The following is a 20,422-nucleotide window of genomic DNA, read 5'->3' as shown; positions in this document are numbered from 1 at the left end:
CAATCAGGCTGATTTCGGTAAAATGGCCTCAACGTCGCTGTGCGGACGCGGGATCACGTGGCAGGATTTCACTTCGCCTACGACGCTTGCCGCCGCGCTGCCCGCATCTACCGCCGCTTTGACCGCGCCGACATCGCCGCGAACCATGACGGTCACCAGACCCGAGCCAATTTTTTCGTAGCCGACCAGCTGCACGTTGGCCGATTTCACCATCGCATCGGCGGCCTCAATGGCGCCTACTAACCCTTTTGTTTCAACCAGTCCCAGTGCGTTATTCATACTGCTGTTCTCCTGTTGCTTAGCTATTCAGATCCCGGAACGGGATCCCTTTGACCAGCCGTGCCGCGTTATTACCGGTGTTACGTTGGGCCTGACTGTCCTGATGATGCATCAGCGTAAAAAGCGGCGCCGATGCGGGTAAATTCTTGTAGTGCACGACCAGCGTATGGCGATCGCAGGCGATGCCCACCAGTAGCGGCGAGCTGCGCGCCGCCTGCCAGGCGCTGTCCACGACATCCCCGGCCGGGTGATGCTGGAGCAGGAAAGGAATGCCTTCCTCTTCGATACCCAGCAGCACGTCGCGCCACAGGCCGTCGCAACCGTCGATGGCGGCGATCACAATAGCCGGGGCGCTGTGATTACTGTCCATGCGCGAACTCCTTATGCCAGGAGAGAATCAGGCCGGTGGCCACCGCGTTTCTGGGGCCCTCGCTGCCGCGAATATTTCCCCGCCCGGCAACCAGGCGGTAGTGCGCTAGCGCATCGGTGACCAACTGCGGGACCTCGAAATCCAGCGACGAACCGCCGACCAGCACCACGAACGGAATATCGCGAATGTTGCCGGTGGGGCTGACCTGACGCAGTGCGCGCAGGGCGTTGGTGACAAAGACCCGCTCTTTGGCGCTGCGGCGAATGGCGCGTACTTTTTCCAGCGCTAAGTCGCCGGGTAGCGGCACCAGTTCGTCCGGTTTCACCACGCAGACGCGGGCGAATACGGCGGGGGGCAGCGGCGTGGAGAAGAACTGCACGCTGCCGTCCTCGTGGCGTAAATGGAACAGACTTTCCACCTTGGCCAGCGGATACTTCTTGATCTCTTCCGCCAGATAGCGGTCTTCCAGCCCCAGCTCGCGGGCAATAATCATCGTCACCATATCGCCAGCTCCGGCGAGGTGAGTGGCGATGATGTCGCCTTTGGGGTTGATGATGGAGGCATCGGTGGAGCCTGCGCCGAGGTCGAGGATCGCCAGCGGTCGGGTGGTACCCGGCGTGGTCAGCGCGCCCAGAATGGCGGCTTCGGCCTCGGCGCCGCCGATCTGCACGTCGATATTGAGCTTCTGCTCGATTTCGCGGGCAATCATCGCCATCTGCAAACGATCCGATTTCACCATTGAGGCGATGCCCACGGCCTGCTCCAGCGAGAACTCCCCGGCAAGACCGCCGGTGACGCTCACCGGCACCGAGGTATCGACGGCCAGCAGGTCCTGAATGAATATTTCGCTGCTGGGCTTGTTGGTCAGCTCGGCCATGGTCTGGCGCACGTGTTCCAGCATGCCGCCGATATTGGTCCCCGACTCGCCGGCGACGTTATCGAGCTTGCCGCAGCCGTCGACCGCTTTCATGATGGCTTCGGCGCCAGCGGCAACGTCTACGCGTACGCTCCGGCCCTGGGCCAGCAGCTCAAGGTTACCGGCGGGTATCGCGCGCGCTTTGACGTCACCGGATGGCGTTTTGACCACCACGGCGGAACGGTTGCCAATCAGCGCGCGAGCCATCGGGACGATGTTTTTCGTCTCCTCGGCGTTGAGGTGGAATACGGTGGCGATGCCGTAGGGGTTAGAGAGCGTTTCGATGACCTTCCCCGGGACGGCGACCTCAATTGCCGCCAGCATTCCCAGCGGAATGCGGTCGATGTACAGCACTTCGTCAACAATCGGCAGCGGTTTTTCCAGCCGGTTGCTGACCAGCACGCCATCGTCACGTTGCAAAATGACGCCGGTAATCTGATATCCGGCGCGCAGGGAAGCGTTAATCACGCTGGCGATATCGGCAAAATCGAACGCCGACGACACCACCAGGATATAGGGCGCGTCCGCCGGGCGGGTTAACAGCTCCTGCGGCGTAATGGTGATGCCCACGCCAAGCCCCGCGCCGCCGGGCGTTTTCGGGTTATGGCCGATCATGGTCGATTCGGTGATGATGGTCTCGGTTATGGTTTCCATCGCCACATCGCCAATCACCGGCGTAGCTTCATTAATGCGGATGAGCGAAATATCGCTGACAGCGATCCCGGCGCCTCTGGCGACGAGGGCGAGCGCCTCCTGAATACCGAACACGTTACGCAACGTGCCTTTGATCCCGGTGGTTTCCGCCAGCGCGCTGTGGGTGATTGTCAGCGTGCCAGCCTCATTCAGAGTCGCCAGGGCGACTTCCGTCGATGAGTTGCCGATATCAATGCCAGCTATATATCGCATCACATACCCCTGTAATTAATCGTCGCCTTTGAGTTTTTTACGCTCGACGTACAGCGTGGCCGCTTCGCGAACGAAAGCGGCGCAAATCTTCGCCTGATAGCGGCTTTCGAGATCGTCGGCGATCGCCAGCAGCTCCTCTTTCGTCGAGCGATAGGGGCGGAGGGCGTTGTAGATTTCAAGAATGCGATCGTCCGGTACCGCGGTCAGTTCGGCGGCGCGTTCGAAGTTCATCGCCAGCCGGTCGCGGCCCGCGTCCCTGGCGATAGAAGCCTGTAAGCGCAGCGTTTCCGGGGTAATACGCATATCCTGGGCGGTAACTTTGTTGCTCAGCACGTTTTCCAGCGTAAAGTCGTCCAGCGTTTTATTGGTGGCGGTTTTCACCCATTCCGGGTGTTTGTTCGCCAGCGGGTAGTCGCTGACCTTTGCGCTACGGGACGCGCCGTCTGCCGCCGGAGCTGCCGTCGGCGCCTCGCCCTGCAGGCTGTTCATGCGGCTTAATACGTCGCGCACCATCGATTCAATTGCGTCGGTATTCATGGAGTTATCCTTTATCAAAGCGCCACGCGCAGTTCCTGCGGGTTTTTGCCCGTCACCACGTACTTGGTCTCTTTAATGTGCAAAATGGCCGATTTCGCCTGGTATTTTGGCCGCGCCATCTGGTCGTTCAGCGTCGGGACCGGCTGCGGCGATTCGCGTTTCGCATAGCGGGCGGCGTTTTTACCAATCTGGCGATAGGTTTCCAGGGTCAGCAGCGGCGCCTGGGGGAACAGCTCCAGGTTAGAGAGCGGCGGCAGCCCCTGCTGGTGAATCACCGTGGTGCCTTTTGACTGGATGCCGATAGAGATGCCGGAACCGCTCAGGCGATTGCCTTCAACGGCGACGAAGGCCACGTCGGAGGATTTAAAGCAGCGAATCACGCGCGCCTTAATGCCTTCTTCTTCAATACCGGCAATGACTTCGCGCAAAATGCTCTTATGCGGTATGCCGACGATATTGACGGTCTGCGCCAGGCCGAAAGCCGGGCCGACGGCGATAATCACTTCGTCCTGCTGGGTTCCCTGACGCGCTTCGCCCACTTCCGTCAGGAAGCCGTCGCCGGCGGGCGGCGTGGCCTGGGGCGCCGCGGAGGCCGCTGGCGCAGTAAACGAGACGGGTTTATCGCTGCCCTTCATCTCGCTGAGCACTTCTTCAATTATCTGGCGCAGCAATTTTTCATTAATTTCCATTTCTCACCCCTTAATCAATCTCGTTGGGATCAAGAGCGCCAGGGATGTTTTTAATCTCTTCCCAGCGTTCGCCCTGCAGGCGATAGCCCGTTGCCGGACCGGCATAGTCGTTAACGTCGTTGACGGCTGACAGCACCTGCCCATCGCCGACGATAATTGCGGAGGTATGCAGATAGTCTCCGGTCAGCTTGGCTTTCTGGATGTTGAGCATGTCCTGGGCAACGTCGGTGAACCCGCCCTGCGCCAGCGCTTTCACTACTTCCAGGCCGTTGCGGTTTTTATTGATGATTTCCTGGGCGAACTTGATGTCTTCGACGATGTTGCGTTCCGGCATATCTTTCGAACCGTGGGCGTAGGTCGCGGCTTCCACTTCTTCATCGGTAATCGGCGGCAGCCCCATTCCGGCAAAAACGGCCTGCAGCGCGCGGGCAGCCTTATTACGGATGGCGATAACATCTTCTTCGCGAACCGGACGCAGACCACCGTCCACCTTCAGGTCGCGCTGGATGACGTTGTAGTCGTCAAAGTCTTCGGCATCTTCGTTGGAACCGGCGAACATGTTGTCGTAGTTCGGCACCGCGGAATAACCGGAAGAGATAAAGTCGGTCCCCGGCAGAAACTGCATCAGCAGGCGCGCGGTACGACGCATATCGGAGTGGGTGAAGGTCTGGTCGTTACTGGAGGCGCACTCCAGATCCAGCGACGAACAGATCAGGTTTTCCGCCAGCACCGCGCGAATGCCGGAAGGTACCGCAGACGGCACGCCGATGCAGCTAACGGAACCGTTTTGCAGGCCCTGTACGCCCGCGGCTTTGGTGATGTAGATGCAGCGCGCTTCCAGGTAAAGCATGGATTTGCCTTCGGCGTAGCCCATCTGCACTTCGGAGCCGGAGCCGGAGGTGAAGCGCATTTTCAGACCGCGAGAGGCGTAGGAGGAGGCTAAGAAACCCTTCGACCACGGCGTGTCGTCGCCGTCGGTAAAGACCGGTTCGGTACCGTAGACGGAGATGGTTTCGGCGTAGCAGGTGTGGCCCAGCATGCCGAGCTTCAGCTCGGTGGCTTCTTCCAGCGAGCACTGAGTCAGTACGCCCGGACGGCCTACCTGCGAGCCGACCAGCAGCGCGATGGCGTTGAACGGCGCGTAGCGCGCTACCGCAACGGTGGTTTCCTGTTCGTCAAATCCACGCCATGCGCCTTCGGCGGCGTCGGCGGCAATCTGTACCGGATTATCTTTGACGTTGGTGACGTGCGCCTGCTGGGATGGGGTGCGGCGGGCGCGCATTTTCTGCATCGCCATCATCATCTCAACGACGTTCATATGCGAAACCACTTCGACAATTTTTGCCGGCGTCATCGCGGTGGTCAGCGGGACGATTTCGCTGCGTTTAACGTTCGGATCGCACAGCATGTTGGCCAGCTTGACCGAATCCATCGCCATCACTTCTTCGGCGCGATTCAGGTTGATACCGTAGCGGGCGATAAAGTGGTCGATCAGGTCAAAATCGCTCACCGGTTTCCCGTCCAGCTCGGTCACCGCGCCGTTAACGATTTTTATCGACGGTTTCGGATCGTTCGGGCTTTCCATCGCGATAAAGCCTTCTTCGATCCACTCCTTAACGAAGCCGTCCTGATTCACAGGGCGTTTCGCCAGTGCTTCAAATCTTTTCGATCTCATGAATCAGCCTCGTGGGTATCAGATGTAGGACGGGCGATCGTTTTTCGGTTCAGAACCGAGGGTCGCAAGGACGGTTTTACCGATTTCGCGCGCGGAGGTGACTGCCTGGCGGACCGCGCCGGAGTCGCCGGAAATCACCAGGATGGCTTCGTTACTGAAGCTGGTGCCGTGCGCCGGAGAGCTATACGCCACGACTTCCACGTTGGCTGACTTCAGGGCGGTATCGGCCATCAGCACGCCAACGGAGGCCGGTGCGCCGACGATAATGCCGCAGGCGCGGCCAATCGGCGCGCCGAAGGCTTTTTCCAGGGCGTAGCTGGCGCGGGCGGTGTACTGCAGCTCGATATGTCCGGCTTCATTGCCGTAAACATCGCCGAAGGTGCGGTCGAGCTCTTTCAGCGCCACTTCAATCCCGCGCTTAACGTCGGACACGTCGTTGCCGCCTAAAATAATCAACGAACCGTGGCCCGCGCCGCCTTTGGTATCGCGCGGCAGCTCAATGCTGACCACTTCGGTGTTGGTGGCTTTCACCGCTTCGTCCGCCGCCATAATGTGCGGGCCAGCGCCGGTGCGGGCGCCGAGAATGCCGATGGAGCGATAGCGCTTTTCAAGCTTCATCGCGTCCAGCAGGGCGGTATCGACGTTGGCGATAACCAGACCCAGGGTGTCGCCAATAGCGGTCCCGACAAATTCCGTTAAACTGCAGCTTTTTTCTGCCATAGCCGTCTCTCGTATTGGATGGTTTTCAGTAGGGATGGCCTGCTGTTCCGGCGTTGCCACGCGGGCAATCACCTGAGCCATGATCTGTTCAACCAGCTCATTGCTGCTCATTGGCTAATTCCCTTCGGTAAGATTTTTTCTACATCGGTGTGAGGGCGTGGGATGACGTGTACGGCTTTCACTTCACCCACGTTACGTGCGGCGGCGGCGCCCGCATCGGTGGCCGCTTTTACTGCGCCAACGTCGCCGCGCACGATGACGGTTACCAGCCCGGAGCCAATCTTTTCATAGCCCACTAACATCACATTGGCTGACTTAACCATTGCATCAGCGGCCTCTATGGCTGCGGTTAAGCCTTTGGTTTCTACCATTCCTAGTGCTTCTTGTTGCATAAAGACCTCGCATGGAGTGTTCCGATAGTGGGGACTATAAGAAGATGCGAGGAAAAAGAATGGCTGACTTCAATGTGATGGTGAAAAAATAGTGGGTATTGGATAATATAAAATTGTCGTTTATTTATTTAACTGCTTGATGTTATTTGTTATTTTTATTTATTCTGATGTGATTATCTTGTTTTGTATATTCCATATTTACAAATTTGTTCATGACGATTTTAATTTAATCTGCTATGCGCGAGAAACTGATTTGTGATGTTTGTTGGAAAACGTTGAACTGGTTTTAGCAATATTTTTGCATGCCATGGCGGTGGCATAATGGCGAAAGCCGCGCGTGAGCAATGCAATTCTGCGTTATTTAATGACAATAATTTGTTATTGATGCCCGAATTTTCCGGAGGCTGCCGTCAGCAGGTTGCCAACAATTTGCGGACGGGAGTTCATATAGTGGTGCCCGTTGTACTCTACTGCCAGCAGGAGGTTGGCTGGTCAGGACACGAACTCTGCTAAGAAGGTGTCATAATGAATGATTCGTTAAAAGCGCAATGTACCGCCGAGTTTCTGGGCACCGGGCTGTTTTTGTTTTTCGGCATCGGCTGCCTGAGCGCGTTAAAGGTAGCGGGCGCCAGCCTCGGACTGTGGGAGATATGCATTATCTGGGGGTTGGGGATCTCGCTTGCCGTCTATCTGACGTCGGGAATATCCGGCGGGCATCTCAACCCGGCGGTGACCGTTGCGTTATGGCTGTTTGCCTGCTTTCCCGGCCGAAAAGTTTTCCCCTATATCGTTTCACAGGTTGCCGGCGCCTTTGGCGGCGCGGTGCTGGCCTATGTGCTGTACAGCACGATGTTTACCGAGTTTGAATCCGCCCACCATATCGCGCGCGGCAGCGTAGAGAGCCTGCAGCTGGCGAGTATTTTCAGCACCTACCCGGCGGCATCGCTGAGCATCTGGCATGCGGCGCTGGTTGAAGTGGTGATCACCTCCATGCTGATGGGGATGATTATGGCGCTGACCGACGACGGCAACGGCGTACCGAAAGGGCCGCTGGCCCCGCTGCTGATCGGCCTGCTGGTGGCGGTCATTGGCGCTTCAACCGGGCCGCTGACCGGCTTTGCGATGAATCCGGCGCGTGATTTTGGGCCGAAGCTGTTTACGTGGATGGCGGGTTGGGGCGATATCGCGATGACCGGCGGAAGGGATATTCCGTACTTTATTGTGCCGATTATTGCGCCACTGATCGGTGCTTGTCTCGGCGCGGCCATCTATCGTTATCTGATTGGTAATAATCTACCGTGTAATACCTGTAAATTAGAGGATTAAGGTCACGGCTGAAATAGCCAAAAATTTTCATGAACCGGTATCACGAACTCGCCAAAAACGTCTCCCACGGATGGGAGACTTTTGCTATCGTATTATTCTTTTATCGTTGGCGGCAATGGATGATGAAAGGAAGTAAATATTAAAGAAATGTTTTATTTATAACAAAAAATTAACTGAGAGGTTTTATCATGATTTCTGCGAGCACACTGAACTCAGAACTCATTAATAAAATCGCACAGGATTTTGCGCAGGCCACCAGTCTGGCGGTGGTGGTCGTCAATATTCATGGTGATGAAATATCTGAACTGTTTAACTTCACCCCTTTTTGCCAGCTGATGCGCCAGCATCCCCAGCACAGCACCCGCTGTCGAATGAGCGACCGCTGCGGCGGGCTTGAGGCGTCTAAAACCGATCAGCTCTGTATCTACCGCTGCCACGCCGGGTTAACCGATTTCTCCATTCCTCTGGTCATTGCCGGTCACCTTGTGGGCTTTGTGCTTTGCGGCCAGGTGCGCTTAAGCAACGATGTTGAACTGGTCGATATCCTCAACGTGGATGACCGCTGGCAGGCCGACCCTGAGCTGCTTAAAGCGTTTCGCGACGTGCCGGAAATGGACTACGCCAGAGTGATTGCTTCTGCTGATTTACTGAAGCTTATCGTCGAAAACTGCCTGAAAAAACAGCTCAACTTTGTGGTGATTAAAGATAATCCCCAGCAGCCGGAACCTGCGCGCGCCAGCCGGGTCGCCAGCCCTCATGACAGCAAAATGAAGAAGGCGCTGCGCTACATTGACGCCCATTTATCCGACGAGCTTCGCCTGGAAGACGTCGCCGCTCACGTCTATCTCAGCCCCTATTACTTCAGTAAGTTGTTCAAAAAATATCAGGGTATCGGCTTTAATGCCTGGGTGAACCATCAGCGGATGGTGAGCGCCAAAGAGCTGCTATGCCACAGCGACTGGAGCATCGCCAGCATTGCGCGGAATTTAGGATTTTCGCAAACCAGCTATTTTTGCAAAGTTTTTCGCCAGGCCTATCAGGTGACTCCGCAGGCCTATCGCCAGCAAATTAACGCCAGATCACAAACTGAGTCAGTTTAAATGACAATAATTTGTTATCGCCAGTTTTTGTTATACCCGCATATCCTGCTCATTCTAAAATGAAAATATCTCATTCACAGCAATAAATTGTCATAGCGCAACAAAATAATAATGAGAGAACGATAAACTGCACCAGTTTTTATTTATTTGATGGGATAGAGTGATATCCGAAATGGCTTTCAGCGCGCCATCGGCGTAATGAAACGGCTTTGGTAATTAAAAATTAAACACGACGGGAGCCATCCAGCTTCCGTAAAATGTTCCGGGAATCATTCGAGTGGGTTTCATCCCCCTCGAATCATGACGGACTAAACCGACAGGCGCCAGGGAAGGGGGTGTGAATCCCCCGCAGCCCCCGCTGCTGTGATGCTGACGAACCCATATATACGCTAAATAATTCGCGTTGTAGGAAGGCGGCAAGCGAGTGAATACCCAGGAGCTTACACAGGTAAGTGACTGGGGTGAACAAGTAAAGCCAACGCACATACAACGTGAAGTATGACGGGTATGACCACTGATCTGCTTAGCGGATTGGGAAGGATGGGAGAGGACGACGCTAAGCCAGAAGACCTGCCTGTCGGTAATAATCAACAACTTCGGTGGGAAGTGGGTTGCTCAGATGCGTACAGTCGAAAGACTGGGAATGCACGCAGCCCTACCACCCGGCACAGGATCGGGGTATGGCAGCCAGGCAGCACGCATTTATTCTCGCAGGAACCGGCAGCGGTTGTGGTAAAACTACGGTCACGCTTGGCCTGCTCAGCCTGTTGAAGCAGCGCGGCATGCGGGTTCAGCCCTGCAAAGTCGGCCCGGACTACCTCGACACCGGCTGGCACACCGCCGTCAGCGGCGTCGCTTCCCGCAACCTCGACAGCTTTATGCTCCCGGAGCCGGTGCTTAACGCGCTATTTTGCGAACAGATGCAGCGGGCGGATATCGCGGTCATTGAGGGCGTGATGGGGCTGTATGACGGCTTCGGTACCGACCCTGGCTACTGCAGCACCGCCGCGATGGCTAAACAGCTCGGCTGTCCGGTCATTTTGCTGGTAGATGGCAAAGCGGTTTCCACCTCCATCGCCGCCACGGTGATGGGATTTCAACACTTCGACCCCAGCCTCAACATTGCCGGCGTTATCGTCAACCGCGTCAACAGCGAATCCCATTATCAGCTTCTCAAAGGCGCCATTGAACGCTATTGCGGGCTGCCGGTGCTCGGCTACGTACCGCGAGTGGAAGGGGTGGCGTTACCCGAACGCCATCTGGGGCTGGTTACCGCCCGCGAGTCGCTGGTTAACCAGCAGCCGTGGCGCGATTTTGCCCAAACGCTGGCGCAAACGCTGGATATTGAACAGCTTCTTACCCTCAGCCAGCTCTCCATCCTGCCCGCCGGGGAGTGGCCGGCGCTGCCGTCTCCTGATGCTGGCGCGGGCCTGACGCTGGCGCTGGCCGACGACGAGGCCTTCAACTTTTACTACCCGGATAACCTCTCGCTGCTTGAACGCTGCGGAGTGAATATCGTGCGCTTCAGCCCGCTGCACGATAGCGAGCTGCCACCGTGCCAGATGATTTGGCTCGGCGGCGGCTATCCGGAAATTCATGCTGCCGCGCTGGCGGCCAATACGCCGATGCTGGCGCAGCTGCGGGAGGCGCACCGGCGCGGGGTGGCGATTTACGCCGAGTGCGGCGGTCTGATGTATCTCGGCAGCTCCCTGGAAGACGCCAGCGGCGATATCTACCCGATGGCCAACCTGATCCCCGGCCACAGCAAGATGGGTAAACGGCTTACCCGCTTTGGCTACTGCGAGGCGCGGGCGATGCGGCAAACGCTGCTGGCGGCGCCCGGCGAAACCCTGCGCGGACATGAATTTCACTACTCGGATTTTACTCCCGAGTCCCCGGCGGTTCTGGCCTGCCGCAAGGTCCGCGACGGTATGACCCTTCAGCAGTGGTCCGGCGGCTGGCAGGTAGGCAACACGTTTGCCAGCTATCTGCACCTGCACTTTGCGCAGCGTCCCACCATGCTCAACCACTGGCTGGCTGCGGCAAGGAGCGCGCTATGACGCTGCTGGCATGGGGCGTTGCCTGGCTCCTCGATTTTATCATCGGCGATCCGCAGAGCTGGCCGCATCCGGTGCGCTGGATTGGCAGCCTGATCGCCGCCGTTCAGCGCGGCGTGCGCCGCTATTGCCGGAGCGATGTCGCCCTGCGCGTCGGCGGCGGGGTGATGTGGCTGGTGGTGGTCGGACTAACGTGGAGCGTCTGCTGGGGCGTGCTGACGCTGGCGCAGAGGATTCATCCGTGGCTTGGCTGGCTGGTTGAGGTCTGGATGATTTTCACCGTGCTGGCCGGACGCTGCCTGGCGCAGTCGGCGCGGGACGTCGAGCGCCCGCTGCGCGCGGGGGATCTGGCGGAAAGCCGCGTCAAACTCTCATGGATTGTCGGGCGCGACACGACGCAGCTTGCGCCGCAGCAGATTAATCGCGCGGTGGTGGAAACCGTCGCGGAGAACACCGTTGACGGGATTATCGCGCCGCTCTTCTTCCTGCTGCTCGGCGGCGCGCCGCTGGCGATGGCCTATAAAGCGGTCAACACCCTGGATTCGATGGTCGGCTATAAGCACGAAAAATACCGCGCCATCGGCATGGTCAGCGCCCGCCTCGATGATGTCGCCAACTTTATCCCCGCTCGCCTGAGCTGGCTGCTTATCAGCCTCGCCGCGCTCCTCTGCGGTGAAGCGGGCGGCCGCGCGCTGCGCATCGGCTGGCGTGACCGCTACAACCACAGCAGCCCAAACTGCGGATGGTCGGAGGCCGCCGTCGCCGGGGCGCTCGGCATCCGGCTTGGCGGCCCTAACGATTACTTTGGACAGCGCGTGGAGAAGCCGTGGATTGGCGAGGCGACGCGCGATATTTCCGTAGACGATATTTCCCGAACGATTCGACTGATGTGGGTGTCTTCGACCCTGGCGCTGGCGCTGTTTATGGCGGTCCGGTTCTGGCTGGTCGGCGCTGCCTGAGGACAAATGAATGCACTATATCCAGCAACCGCAGGCGATTGAGGCGAAAAGCTTCGACATTATTGGCGACATTATTGCGCAGACCCGCCCGGACTACCGCTTTGCCAGCCCGCTACACGAAGCCATTATCAAGCGGGTGATCCACACCACCGCCGATTTTGACTGGCTGGATATCCTGTGGTTTTCACCCGACGTGCTTCCTCGCTTAAGCGCCGCCCTGAGCCAGCCCTGCACGCTTTATACCGATACCACCATGGCCCTTTCCGGGATCAATAAAACCCTGCTGGCGAAATTCGGCGGCGAGTGCCGCTGCTATATCAGCGATCCGCGGGTGGCGGCGGAGGCCAAAGCGCAGGGGATGACCCGCTCCATGGCGGCGGTCGATATTGCGGTCGCCGAAGAGGGCGAGAAGGTGTTTGTTTTCGGCAATGCGCCCACCGCGCTGTTTCGTCTGCTGGAGCATGACGTCGCGGTCAACGGCGTGATTGGCGTGCCGGTCGGCTTCGTCGGCGCGGCGGAGTCGAAAGAGGCCCTGACGCAGAGCGGCCTGCCGGGCATTGCCGCGCTGGGTCGTAAAGGCGGCAGCAACGTCGCCGCCGCTATCGTCAACGCCATTCTGTACCACTTACAGGGGGCGAGATGAGCGAGCAATCCTTCGACAACCCGGTATGGCACAACGGCAAGGCGCTGCGCAAAGGCTATACCACCGGATCCTGCGCGACGGCGGCGGCAAAGGTCGCGGCGCTGATGGTGATGCGCCAGCACCTCATTCATCAGGTCTCCATTGTGACTCCTTCCGGCGTCACCCTGTGCCTTAACGTCGAATCACCGCACGTCGAAGGGCAGCAGGCGATCGCCGCGATTCGTAAAGACGGCGGCGATGACGTTGACGCTACCCACGGCATGCTGATTTTCGCCCGCGTGACGCTCGACGACTCCGGCGAGATTACCCTGCGCGGCGGCGAAGGCGTCGGCACGGTCACCCGCAAAGGGATCGGCCTGCCCATCGGCAGCCCGGCGATTAACCGCACCCCGCGCCACACCATTGAGTCGGCGGTGCGCGAAGCGATAGGCCCGTCGCGTGGGGCGACGGTAGAGATTTTCGCCCCGGAAGGCGAGGCGCGGGCGCAGAAAACCTATAACTCGCGGCTCGGGATCCTGGGTGGTATCTCGATTATCGGCACCACCGGTATCGTGACGCCGATGTCGGAAGAGAGCTGGAAGCGTTCGCTTTCGCTGGAGCTGGAAATTAAGCGCGCGGCGGGGCTGGAGCGGGTGGTGCTGGTGCCGGGCAACCACGGTGAACGCTTCGTACGCGAGCAGATGGGCATCGACTCGCAGGTGGTGGTCACCATGAGCAACTTCGTCGGCTACATGATTGAAGAGGCCGTGCGCCTCGGGTTCCGTCAGATTGTGCTGATTGGCCATCCCGGCAAGCTGATTAAAGTCGCCGCCGGGATCTTCCACACCCACAGCCATATCGCCGATGCGCGCATGGAAACGCTGGTCGCGCATCTGGCGCTGTTGGGGGCGCCGCTGGCGTTGCTGCAACTGGTGAGCGAATGCGATACCACCGAAGCGGCGATGGAGCACATTGACGCGTACGGTTTTCAGCCTATCTATAACCATCTTGCTGAACGCATCTGCCTGCGGGTGATGCAGATGCTGCGTTTTACCAAAACGCCGCCCGTCTGCGACGCCATCATGTTCTCCTTTGATAACAAGGTCCTCGGCAGCAATCGCCCGGTGGCCGAGATTGCGCGGGAGATGTCATGTTAACGGTGGTTGGCATGGGGCCGTCAGGCCTGCATTTGATGACGCCGGCGGCGCAAGATGCGGTCGCCAGTGCGGATGCGCTGGTAGGCGGTAAGCGGCATTTGCAGCAGTTCCCCGGATTTCGCGGCGAACGGTTTGCGCTGGGCGCCAATATTGCCGAACTGCTGGTCTGGCTCGGCGAACGCGCAGCGCAGAAGGTGGTGGTGCTGGCCTCCGGCGACCCGCTGTTTTACGGCATCGGTACGCGGCTGATCGCCCACTTTGGCATCGAGCGCGTGCGCATTATTCCCGGCATCAGCGCGGTGCAGTATCTCTGCGCGAAGGCCGGTATCGATATGAACGATATCTGGTTGACCAGCAGCCACGGGCGGGACGTCTGTTTTGATGAGCTGGCGCGCCAGCGCAAGGTGGCGATGGTGACCGACGGGCGCTGCGGGCCGCGGGAAATCGCCGCCCAGCTGGCGGCGCGGGGTAAAGGGTATCGCTGGATGGTGATTGGCGAAAATTTGGCGATGGATAACGAGCGGATCCACTGGCTACCGGTCAGTGAGGTCGATGCCGAATATGAGATGAACGCGGTGGTGATCCTCGATGAAAGATGAGCTTTTTCTGCGCGGCGAGAAGGTGCCGATGACCAAAGAAGCGGTTCGCGCGCTGGCGCTGGCCAAACTTGAACTGCACCGGGCAAGCCACCTGATTGATATCGGCGCCGGTACCGGCAGCGTGTCGATTGAGGCGGCGCTGCAGTATCCCTCTTTGCAGGTAACCGCCATCGAACGCAACCCCGCGGCTCTCCGGCTGCTGGACGAAAATCGCCAGCATTTCACCTGCGGCAACATTGAGATCCTGCCCGGCGAAGCGCCGATGGTGATGACCGAGCGGGCCGACGCCATTTTTATGGGCGGCAGCGGCGGCCGCCTCGACGAACTGATTGACTGGTCGTGGCAGCAGCTCTACCCCGGCGGTCGCCTGGTGATGACCTTTATCCTGCAGGAGAACCTGAACGCCGCTCTCGACTATCTGCGGCTGAAGGGAATCGAACAGGTTGATTGCCTGCAGCTGAACGTTTCATCGCTGACCTCGCTGGGCAGCGGCCACTATTTCAAACCGAATAATCCCGTTTTTGTTATCGCCTGTCAGAAGGAAGAAAACCATGGCTGAGACATTTGACCCCCGTTGTGTGTGGTTCGTTGGCGCAGGGCCGGGCGACCGTGAGCTGATTACCCTCAAGGGCTACCGCTTGCTGCAGCAGGCCCAGGTGGTGATCTACGCCGGGTCGCTGATTAACACCGCGCTGCTGGAGTACTGCCCGCCTGGGGCCGAGTGTCACGACAGCGCCGAACTGCATCTGGAGCAAATTCTTGACCTGATGGAAGCCGGCGTTAAGGCCGGGAAAACGGTGGTGCGTTTACAGACCGGGGACGTGTCGCTGTACGGCTCGGTCCGCGAGCAGGGCGAAGAGCTGACCAAACGCGGTATCGACTGGCAGGTGGTGCCGGGCGTCAGCGCGTTTCTGGGCGCGGCGGCGGAGCTGGGCGTCGAGTACACCGTGCCGGAAGTTTCCCAGAGCCTGATCATCACCCGCCTTGAAGGGCGCACGCCGGTGCCGGCGCGCGAGCAGCTTGAATCATTTGCCAGCCATCAGACTTCAATGGCGATTTACCTTTCCGTGCAGCGCATTCACCGGGTAGCGGAGCGCCTGATGGAAGGCGGCTATCCGGCAACCACGCCGGTGGCGGTGATCTATAAAGCGACCTGGCCGGAAAGCCAGACCGTACGCGGTACGCTGGCGGATATCGGCGACAAGGTACGCGAGGCGGGGATCCGCAAAACGGCGCTCATTCTGGTCGGGAATTTCCTGGGCGCTGAGTATCACTACTCAAAACTCTACGCGGCGGACTTTAGCCATGAATACCGTAAAGCCTGAATCAATCGCGCTTTTCTGCCTGACGCCAGGGGGCGTTCGGCTGGCGAAACGGCTGGCGGCGATGCTGCCGTTAACCTGCTTTACCAGCGAGAAGCTGCTGGAAGAGGGGTTTCTTCCCTTTGAAAACGGTTTTGCCAGCGCCGCGCGCGAGGCCTTCAGCAGCTATTCGGCGCTGATTTTCATCGGCGCCACCGGGATCGCGGTACGCGTGCTGGCCCCGCTGGTCAATGATAAGTTCAGCGATCCGGCGGTGGTGGTGATCGACGAACGCGGCCAGCACGTCATTAGCCTGCTTTCCGGCCATGCGGGGGGCGCGAATGCCCTGAGCCGCTATCTGGCCGGGATGCTCGGCGCCGACCCGGTGATCACCACCGCCACCGACGTCAACGAGATGGCGGCCCTGGATACCCTGGCATTCCAGCTTAATGCCCGGATGAGCGACTTCCGCGCGGCGGTGAAAACCGTCAACCAGATGCTGGTCAGCCATCACCGCGTCGGCCTGTGGTGGGACGACGAGCTGGATGAAGACGTCCGCCACTGCGACCGGCGGGGGTTTATCACCGTGACCGATCTGCACCAGCTTCCCGAGCTGGACGCGCTGGTCTGCGTCACGCTGCGCAACGAACTGCCGCCGATCGCCGTGCCGCACTGGAAGCTGGTGCCGCAGCGGGTGGTCGCCGGAATTGGCTGCCGCCGCGATACGCCATTCCCGCTATTAGCGGCGCTGCTGGCGCGCCAGCTTGAGGCGCAGCGCCTGGATCCGCTGGCGCTGAAAGCTATCGGCAGCGTCACGTTGAAGAAGCACGAGCAGGGGCTGATTCAGCTGGCTTCCTGCTGTCGCGTACCGTTCGAAACCTTTCCCGCTGATGCCCTGCGCGAGCATGAGCATCACTTTCCCGCTTCATCGTTCGTCAGAAAAACCGTCGGCGTGGGGAGCGTATCCGGTCCGGCGGCCTGGCTGCTGAGCCATGGGCAACTGTTAGGCGAAACCCTGCGCGAACAGGGCGTCACTATTACTTTGGGAGTTTCACACTGATGTTAAGCGTAATCGGAATCGGCCCTGGCTCGCAGTCCATGATGACCATGGAGGCCATTGAAGCGCTGCAGGCGGCGGAAATCGTCGTTGGCTATAAGACCTACACGCACCTGGTGAAAGCCTTTACCGGCGATAAGCAGGTGATCAAAACCGGGATGTGCAAAGAGATTGAGCGCTGCCAGGCGGCGATTGAGCTGGCGCAGGCCGGGCACAACGTGGCGCTGATCAGCAGCGGCGACGCCGGTATTTACGGCATGGCCGGCCTGGTGCTCGAACTGGTCAGCAAGCAGAAGCTGGATGTGGAAGTCCGCCTGATCCCGGGAATGACCGCCAGCATTGCCGCCGCCTCGCTGCTGGGCGCGCCGCTGATGCACGACTTCTGCCATATCAGCCTCAGCGATCTGCTGACCCCGTGGCCGGTGATTGAAAAGCGCATCGTCGCCGCCGGGGAAGCCGACTTCGTGATCTGTTTTTACAACCCGCGCAGCCGCGGCCGCGAGGGCCATCTGGCGCGCGCCTTTGAGCTGCTGTCGGCCAGTAAAAGCGCACAGACCCCGGTGGGGGTCGTGAAATCCGCCGGACGTAAAAAACAGGAGAAATGGCTGACCACCCTGGGGGAGATGGATTTTGAACCGGTCGATATGACCAGCCTGGTGATCGTCGGCAACAAAGCGACGTATATCCAGGATGGCCTGATGATCACGCCGCGAGGCTACGTGCTGTGAGCCACGGCGAGGTGCTGGTGATGGGCGGAACCAGCGACGCGAGGGCGCTGTGTCAGCAGCTTGACGCGGCGCAGGTCCCATACACCCTGTCGGTGGCGACGCCCACCGGTCAGCAGCTGGCGGGGGATATTCGCGGCCAGGTGCGCTGCGGGCGCCTCGAGCTGGAGGAGATGATCGCCTGGCTGAAGGCTAACCGGACCCGCTGGGTGATCGATGCTTCGCACCCCTACGCCGAAGCGGTAAGCCGCAATATCGTCCGGGCCTGTGAAACCGCCGGCGTGCTGCTGAGCCGCTATCAGCGCCCAGAGCAGCTGAGCGGCCTGACGCATCCGCTGCTCTATACCGTGGAGAGCATTGAACAAGCCTGCGAGGTGGCGCGGCGTTTCGGCCAGCGCGTGCTGCTCACCACGGGAAGTAAAGATCTGGCGCGCTGGCGGGCGGGATTAGGTGACAAAACGCTGCTGGCCCGGGTGTTGCCGGTCGCCGATGTCATCGCCCAATGCGCCGCGCTGGGGTTTGGCGTAGGCGAGATTTTCGCCCTGTGTGGGCCGTTCAGCGCCGCGTTCAACGCCGCTTTCTACCGCCAGTGCCGGGCCGACGTGGTGATCACCAAAGCCTCCGGGGCCGAAGGCGGCTATCAGGAAAAAGTACAACCCTGTCTGGATGCCGGTATCCCCTGCATCGTGATTACGCGCCCGGCGCCGCTGGTGACGGGTGAAGAGTTACTGGAAAGTCAGGCTGCCTTTGCCCGGCGCTTATCGCGCTGGCTGGCCGCTGCTTAAGGAGTCAGAAATGAAAAAAGCGCTTCTGGTGGTCAGTTTTGGCACCAGCTATCCCGACACCTGTGAAAAGAACATCGTCGCCTGCGAGCGCGAGCTGGCGGCCAGCTGTCCGGACCGCGACACGTTTCGCGCCTTCACCTCCGGGATGATTATCCGCAAGCTCAAACAGCGCGACGGTATTGAGATTGATACGCCGCTGCAGGCATTGCAGAAGCTGGCCGAGCAGGGCTACCAGGATGTGGCGATTCAGTCGCTGCACATTATCAACGGCGATGAGTATGAAAAGATCGTCCGCGAAGTGCAAAGCCTGCGCCCGCTGTTCCTCCGCCTGACGCTGGGGGCGCCGCTGCTGAGCAGCCATCACGATTATGTCCAGCTGATGCAGGCGCTGCGCCAGCAGATGCCGCCGCTTGCCGCCGATGAAACGGTGGTCTTTATGGGCCACGGCGCCAGCCATCACGCTTTCGCCGCCTACGCCTGTCTGGATCATATGATGACGGCGAAGGGATTTCCGGCGCGGGTCGGCGCGGTCGAGAGCTATCCGGAAGTCGATATTCTTATCGACAGCCTGCGTCGGCAGGGGGTGAAGGGCGTGCACCTGATGCCGCTGATGCTGGTGGCCGGCGATCACGCCATTAACGATATGGCCTCGGACGAAGAGGACTCCTGGAAAACGCTGTTCAACGCCGCCGGCATTACGGCGACGCCCTGGCTGAACGGACTGGGAGAGAATCCGGCGGTGCGCGCAATGTTTGTCGCTCACCTGCAGCAGGCGCTGAGCCTGGCAATGGAGGAGGCGGCATGAGCGGCAAACTGTATGCCTTAAGTACCGGTCCTGGCGCCGCCGACCTGATCACCGTGCGCGCGGCGCGGGTGCTGGGCACGCTGGACATTCTCTACGCGCCCGCCGGACGTAAAGGCGGCGACAGCCTCGCGCTCTCCATCGTGCGCGAGTATATCGGCGAACGGACCGAAGTACGCTGCTGCCATTTCCCGATGAGCGCCGACAGCGCGGAAAAAGAGGCGGTGTGGGATGAGGTTGCCGCGGCGCTGGTTCAGGAAGTGGAAGCGGGCAAGCAGGTCGGCTTTATTACCCTCGGCGACGCCATGCTGTTCAGTACCTGGGTGTTCTTACTCCAGCGTATCGGCTGCCCGGAGTGGCTGGAGATTGTTCCCGGCGTCACTTCTTTCGCCGCCATTGCCGCGCGTTCAAAAACGCCGCTGGCCATGGAGCAGCAATCGCTGGCGGTGATCTCCTGCACCGCGCCGGAAACGGAAATCGAGCAGGCGCTGCGCCAGCATGAAAGCCTGGTGCTGATGAAAGTGTACGGGCGGTTTCCCCGCATCAAAGCGCTGCTGGCGAAAAACGGTCTGCTGGATGCCGCGCTGATGATGTCTGAAGCCACGCTGCCGGGCGAGCAGTGCTGGCGCCATCTCCGTGACGTCAGCGACGACCAGCCGCTGCCCTATTTCTCGACCATTCTGGTCAATAAACAGTGGGAGTATGCAGAATGAAACGTGAACAACAGCTAAAACAGCTGTCTTTCAGCGGGTTAGCTGCGGCGCTATTGCTGATAGTGGTTCCTGAAAAGGCTTTCGCGATGCACATCATGGAGGGGTTTTTACCGCCGATGTGGGCCCTGGCATGGTGGCTGCTGTTTTTACCCTGCCTGTGGTACGGGCTGGTGCGCCTGCGCCGCATTGTGCAGGAAGATAACAATCAGAAGGTGCTGCTGGCGCTGTGCGGGGCGTTTATTTTTGTCCTCTCGGCGCTGAAAATTCCTTCCGTAACCGGCAGCTGTTCCCACCCGACCGGCGTCGGCCTGGCGGTGATTCTCTTCGGGCCTGGCGTGGTGGCGATCCTTGGCGCCATCGTGCTGCTGTTCCAGGCGCTGCTGCTGGCGCACGGCGGGCTGACGACGCTCGGCGCGAACGGCATGTCGATGGCGGTCATCGGGCCGGTGGTCGGCTATATGGTGTGGAAAATGGCCTGCCGCGCGGGCATTCGCCGCGACGTCGGGGTGTTTCTCTGCGCGATGCTGGCGGATCTGGTGACCTACTTTGTCACCTCCGTACAACTCGGCGTGGCCTTCCCGGATCCCGCCGCTGGCGCGAGCGGATCGATCGTCAAGTTTATGGGGATCTTCTGCCTGACGCAGATCCCGATCGCCATTGCTGAAGGGCTGTTAACCGTCATGATCTACGACCAGTTGACCAAACGTCAGCTGATTACCGCACAGGGGCATTAAC

Annotated in this window: 23 protein-coding genes and 1 riboswitch; of the genes, 15 read left to right on the top strand and 8 right to left on the bottom strand. The window is 59.6% G+C overall.

Annotated elements, in window-relative coordinates:
• Positions 1-3: 3 nt before the first annotated feature.
• Genes pduJ through pduA form a run of 8 tightly spaced genes read right to left on the bottom strand, consistent with a single transcriptional unit; the run spans position 4 to position 6,484 of the window.
• Complete coding sequence (gene pduJ, locus ACOI6Z_RS06615) at positions 4-279, bottom strand: propanediol utilization microcompartment protein PduJ (protein WP_001057755.1); 276 nt, start codon at positions 277-279, stop codon at positions 4-6.
• 19 nt (positions 280-298) lie between these two features.
• Complete coding sequence (pduH, locus tag ACOI6Z_RS06610) at positions 299-649, bottom strand: propanediol dehydratase reactivase beta subunit PduH (protein WP_050533537.1); 351 nt, start codon at positions 647-649, stop codon at positions 299-301.
• Positions 639-2,471, bottom strand: coding sequence for a propanediol dehydratase reactivase alpha subunit PduG (gene pduG, locus ACOI6Z_RS06605; RefSeq protein ID WP_065812364.1), 1,833 nt, complete (start codon positions 2,469-2,471; stop codon positions 639-641). Before pduG ends, pduH begins: the two co-directional genes overlap by 11 nt.
• 15 nt (positions 2,472-2,486) lie before the next feature.
• Positions 2,487-3,008, bottom strand: coding sequence for a propanediol dehydratase small subunit PduE (gene pduE / locus ACOI6Z_RS06600; RefSeq protein ID WP_016809888.1), 522 nt, complete (start codon positions 3,006-3,008; stop codon positions 2,487-2,489).
• A 14-nt stretch (positions 3,009-3,022) separates the two neighbouring features.
• Positions 3,023-3,697 (bottom strand): propanediol dehydratase medium subunit PduD, encoded by a 675-nt coding sequence (gene pduD / locus ACOI6Z_RS06595; protein WP_004105135.1) that lies wholly within the window; start codon positions 3,695-3,697, stop codon positions 3,023-3,025.
• A gap of 10 nt (positions 3,698-3,707) precedes the next feature.
• On the bottom strand, positions 3,708-5,372 hold the full coding sequence (gene pduC, locus ACOI6Z_RS06590; RefSeq protein WP_004105132.1) for a propanediol dehydratase large subunit PduC: 1,665 nt from the start codon (positions 5,370-5,372) through the stop codon (positions 3,708-3,710).
• A gap of 18 nt (positions 5,373-5,390) precedes the next feature.
• Positions 5,391-6,203, bottom strand: a complete 813-nt coding sequence (gene pduB / locus ACOI6Z_RS06585; protein ID WP_004105122.1) for a propanediol utilization microcompartment protein PduB — start codon at positions 6,201-6,203, stop codon at positions 5,391-5,393.
• Entirely contained in the window at positions 6,200-6,484 is a 285-nt protein-coding gene (pduA, locus tag ACOI6Z_RS06580) for a propanediol utilization microcompartment protein PduA (RefSeq protein ID WP_001183618.1), read from the bottom strand. The genes pduB and pduA overlap by 4 nt, the downstream gene beginning before the upstream one ends.
• Positions 6,485-7,009: 525 nt before the next feature.
• On the opposite strand from pduA, the gene pduF reads away from it, so the two are divergent.
• The 15 genes from pduF to cbiM all read left to right on the top strand — a co-directional run bounded on the left by pduF (position 7,010) and on the right by cbiM (position 20,421).
• A complete protein-coding gene (pduF, locus tag ACOI6Z_RS06575) occupies positions 7,010-7,810 on the top strand; it encodes a propanediol diffusion facilitator PduF (RefSeq protein WP_004105118.1) in 801 nt (266 codons plus the stop codon).
• A 188-nt stretch (positions 7,811-7,998) separates the two neighbouring features.
• Positions 7,999-8,910, top strand: a complete 912-nt coding sequence (pocR, locus tag ACOI6Z_RS06570; RefSeq protein WP_023290877.1) for a transcriptional regulator PocR — start codon at positions 7,999-8,001, stop codon at positions 8,908-8,910.
• A 301-nt stretch (positions 8,911-9,211) separates the two neighbouring features.
• Positions 9,212-9,503: riboswitch (cobalamin riboswitch) on the top strand.
• Positions 9,504-9,590: 87 nt separating this feature from the next.
• Positions 9,591-10,970: a cobyrinate a,c-diamide synthase gene (locus ACOI6Z_RS06565; protein ID WP_065812363.1), complete on the top strand. Its 1,380-nt coding sequence runs from the start codon at positions 9,591-9,593 to the stop codon at positions 10,968-10,970.
• Positions 10,967-11,926: an adenosylcobinamide-phosphate synthase CbiB gene (gene cbiB / locus ACOI6Z_RS06560; RefSeq protein ID WP_065812362.1), complete on the top strand. Its 960-nt coding sequence runs from the start codon at positions 10,967-10,969 to the stop codon at positions 11,924-11,926. The genes ACOI6Z_RS06565 and cbiB overlap by 4 nt, the downstream gene beginning before the upstream one ends.
• Before the next feature lie 10 nt (positions 11,927-11,936).
• Complete coding sequence (locus ACOI6Z_RS06555) at positions 11,937-12,569, top strand: cobalt-precorrin-8 methylmutase (protein WP_065812361.1); 633 nt, start codon at positions 11,937-11,939, stop codon at positions 12,567-12,569.
• Positions 12,566-13,705, top strand: coding sequence for a cobalt-precorrin-5B (C(1))-methyltransferase CbiD (cbiD, locus tag ACOI6Z_RS06550; RefSeq protein WP_065812360.1), 1,140 nt, complete (start codon positions 12,566-12,568; stop codon positions 13,703-13,705). The genes ACOI6Z_RS06555 and cbiD overlap by 4 nt, the downstream gene beginning before the upstream one ends.
• Positions 13,699-14,304, top strand: a complete 606-nt coding sequence (locus tag ACOI6Z_RS06545; protein WP_060591999.1) for a cobalt-precorrin-7 (C(5))-methyltransferase — start codon at positions 13,699-13,701, stop codon at positions 14,302-14,304. The genes cbiD and ACOI6Z_RS06545 overlap by 7 nt, the downstream gene beginning before the upstream one ends.
• Positions 14,294-14,863, top strand: coding sequence for a decarboxylating cobalt-precorrin-6B (C(15))-methyltransferase (locus ACOI6Z_RS06540; RefSeq protein WP_032453946.1), 570 nt, complete (start codon positions 14,294-14,296; stop codon positions 14,861-14,863). Before ACOI6Z_RS06545 ends, ACOI6Z_RS06540 begins: the two co-directional genes overlap by 11 nt.
• On the top strand, positions 14,856-15,629 hold the full coding sequence (locus tag ACOI6Z_RS06535; RefSeq protein WP_060591996.1) for a cobalt-precorrin-4 methyltransferase: 774 nt from the start codon (positions 14,856-14,858) through the stop codon (positions 15,627-15,629). The genes ACOI6Z_RS06540 and ACOI6Z_RS06535 overlap by 8 nt, the downstream gene beginning before the upstream one ends.
• Entirely contained in the window at positions 15,610-16,665 is a 1,056-nt protein-coding gene (gene cbiG / locus ACOI6Z_RS06530) for a cobalt-precorrin 5A hydrolase (RefSeq protein ID WP_049013369.1), read from the top strand. The genes ACOI6Z_RS06535 and cbiG overlap by 20 nt, the downstream gene beginning before the upstream one ends.
• On the top strand, positions 16,665-17,390 hold the full coding sequence (locus tag ACOI6Z_RS06525) for a precorrin-3B C(17)-methyltransferase (RefSeq protein ID WP_004124467.1): 726 nt from the start codon (positions 16,665-16,667) through the stop codon (positions 17,388-17,390). Before cbiG ends, ACOI6Z_RS06525 begins: the two co-directional genes overlap by 1 nt.
• Positions 17,387-18,172: a cobalt-precorrin-6A reductase gene (locus ACOI6Z_RS06520; RefSeq protein ID WP_004105100.1), complete on the top strand. Its 786-nt coding sequence runs from the start codon at positions 17,387-17,389 to the stop codon at positions 18,170-18,172. Before ACOI6Z_RS06525 ends, ACOI6Z_RS06520 begins: the two co-directional genes overlap by 4 nt.
• A 10-nt stretch (positions 18,173-18,182) precedes the next feature.
• On the top strand, positions 18,183-18,977 hold the full coding sequence (cbiK, locus tag ACOI6Z_RS06515; protein WP_014226628.1) for a sirohydrochlorin cobaltochelatase: 795 nt from the start codon (positions 18,183-18,185) through the stop codon (positions 18,975-18,977).
• The gene (locus tag ACOI6Z_RS06510) at positions 18,974-19,687 is read left to right on the top strand and encodes a cobalt-factor II C(20)-methyltransferase (RefSeq protein WP_023290868.1); all 714 of its coding nucleotides are present in this window, start codon (positions 18,974-18,976) and stop codon (positions 19,685-19,687) included. The genes cbiK and ACOI6Z_RS06510 overlap by 4 nt, the downstream gene beginning before the upstream one ends.
• On the top strand, positions 19,684-20,421 hold the full coding sequence (gene cbiM / locus ACOI6Z_RS06505) for a cobalt ECF transporter S component CbiM (RefSeq protein WP_048335175.1): 738 nt from the start codon (positions 19,684-19,686) through the stop codon (positions 20,419-20,421). Before ACOI6Z_RS06510 ends, cbiM begins: the two co-directional genes overlap by 4 nt.
• The last annotated feature ends 1 nt before the right edge of the window (position 20,422 follow it).

It is taken from the genome of Klebsiella sp. C239 (assembly GCF_048822715.1).
In the GTDB taxonomy this organism is placed as follows: domain Bacteria; phylum Pseudomonadota; class Gammaproteobacteria; order Enterobacterales; family Enterobacteriaceae; genus Klebsiella; species Klebsiella quasipneumoniae.
This window is presented reverse-complemented; position numbering and strand designations above follow the sequence as displayed.

Bases quoted from the DNA above. Each gene is read 5' to 3' on its own strand.
- pduJ (WP_001057755.1), bottom strand. From the start codon at position 279: ATGAATAACGCACTGGGACTGGTTGAAACAAAAGGGTTAGTAGGCGCC.
- pduH (WP_050533537.1), bottom strand. From the start codon at position 649: ATGGACAGTAATCACAGCGCCCCGGCTATTGTGATCGCCGCCATCGAC.
- pduG (WP_065812364.1), bottom strand. From the start codon at position 2,471: ATGCGATATATAGCTGGCATTGATATCGGCAACTCATCGACGGAAGTC.
- pduE (WP_016809888.1), bottom strand. From the start codon at position 3,008: ATGAATACCGACGCAATTGAATCGATGGTGCGCGACGTATTAAGCCGC.
- pduD (WP_004105135.1), bottom strand. From the start codon at position 3,697: ATGGAAATTAATGAAAAATTGCTGCGCCAGATAATTGAAGAAGTGCTC.
- pduC (WP_004105132.1), bottom strand. From the start codon at position 5,372: ATGAGATCGAAAAGATTTGAAGCACTGGCGAAACGCCCTGTGAATCAG.
- pduB (WP_004105122.1), bottom strand. From the start codon at position 6,203: ATGAGCAGCAATGAGCTGGTTGAACAGATCATGGCTCAGGTGATTGCC.
- pduA (WP_001183618.1), bottom strand. From the start codon at position 6,484: ATGCAACAAGAAGCACTAGGAATGGTAGAAACCAAAGGCTTAACCGCA.
- pduF (WP_004105118.1), top strand. From the start codon at position 7,010: ATGAATGATTCGTTAAAAGCGCAATGTACCGCCGAGTTTCTGGGCACC.
- pocR (WP_023290877.1), top strand. From the start codon at position 7,999: ATGATTTCTGCGAGCACACTGAACTCAGAACTCATTAATAAAATCGCA.
- ACOI6Z_RS06565 (WP_065812363.1), top strand. From the start codon at position 9,591: ATGGCAGCCAGGCAGCACGCATTTATTCTCGCAGGAACCGGCAGCGGT.
- cbiB (WP_065812362.1), top strand. From the start codon at position 10,967: ATGACGCTGCTGGCATGGGGCGTTGCCTGGCTCCTCGATTTTATCATC.
- ACOI6Z_RS06555 (WP_065812361.1), top strand. From the start codon at position 11,937: ATGCACTATATCCAGCAACCGCAGGCGATTGAGGCGAAAAGCTTCGAC.
- cbiD (WP_065812360.1), top strand. From the start codon at position 12,566: ATGAGCGAGCAATCCTTCGACAACCCGGTATGGCACAACGGCAAGGCG.
- ACOI6Z_RS06545 (WP_060591999.1), top strand. From the start codon at position 13,699: ATGTTAACGGTGGTTGGCATGGGGCCGTCAGGCCTGCATTTGATGACG.
- ACOI6Z_RS06540 (WP_032453946.1), top strand. From the start codon at position 14,294: ATGAAAGATGAGCTTTTTCTGCGCGGCGAGAAGGTGCCGATGACCAAA.
- ACOI6Z_RS06535 (WP_060591996.1), top strand. From the start codon at position 14,856: ATGGCTGAGACATTTGACCCCCGTTGTGTGTGGTTCGTTGGCGCAGGG.
- cbiG (WP_049013369.1), top strand. From the start codon at position 15,610: ATGAATACCGTAAAGCCTGAATCAATCGCGCTTTTCTGCCTGACGCCA.
- ACOI6Z_RS06525 (WP_004124467.1), top strand. From the start codon at position 16,665: ATGTTAAGCGTAATCGGAATCGGCCCTGGCTCGCAGTCCATGATGACC.
- cbiK (WP_014226628.1), top strand. From the start codon at position 18,183: ATGAAAAAAGCGCTTCTGGTGGTCAGTTTTGGCACCAGCTATCCCGAC.
- ACOI6Z_RS06510 (WP_023290868.1), top strand. From the start codon at position 18,974: ATGAGCGGCAAACTGTATGCCTTAAGTACCGGTCCTGGCGCCGCCGAC.
- cbiM (WP_048335175.1), top strand. From the start codon at position 19,684: ATGAAACGTGAACAACAGCTAAAACAGCTGTCTTTCAGCGGGTTAGCT.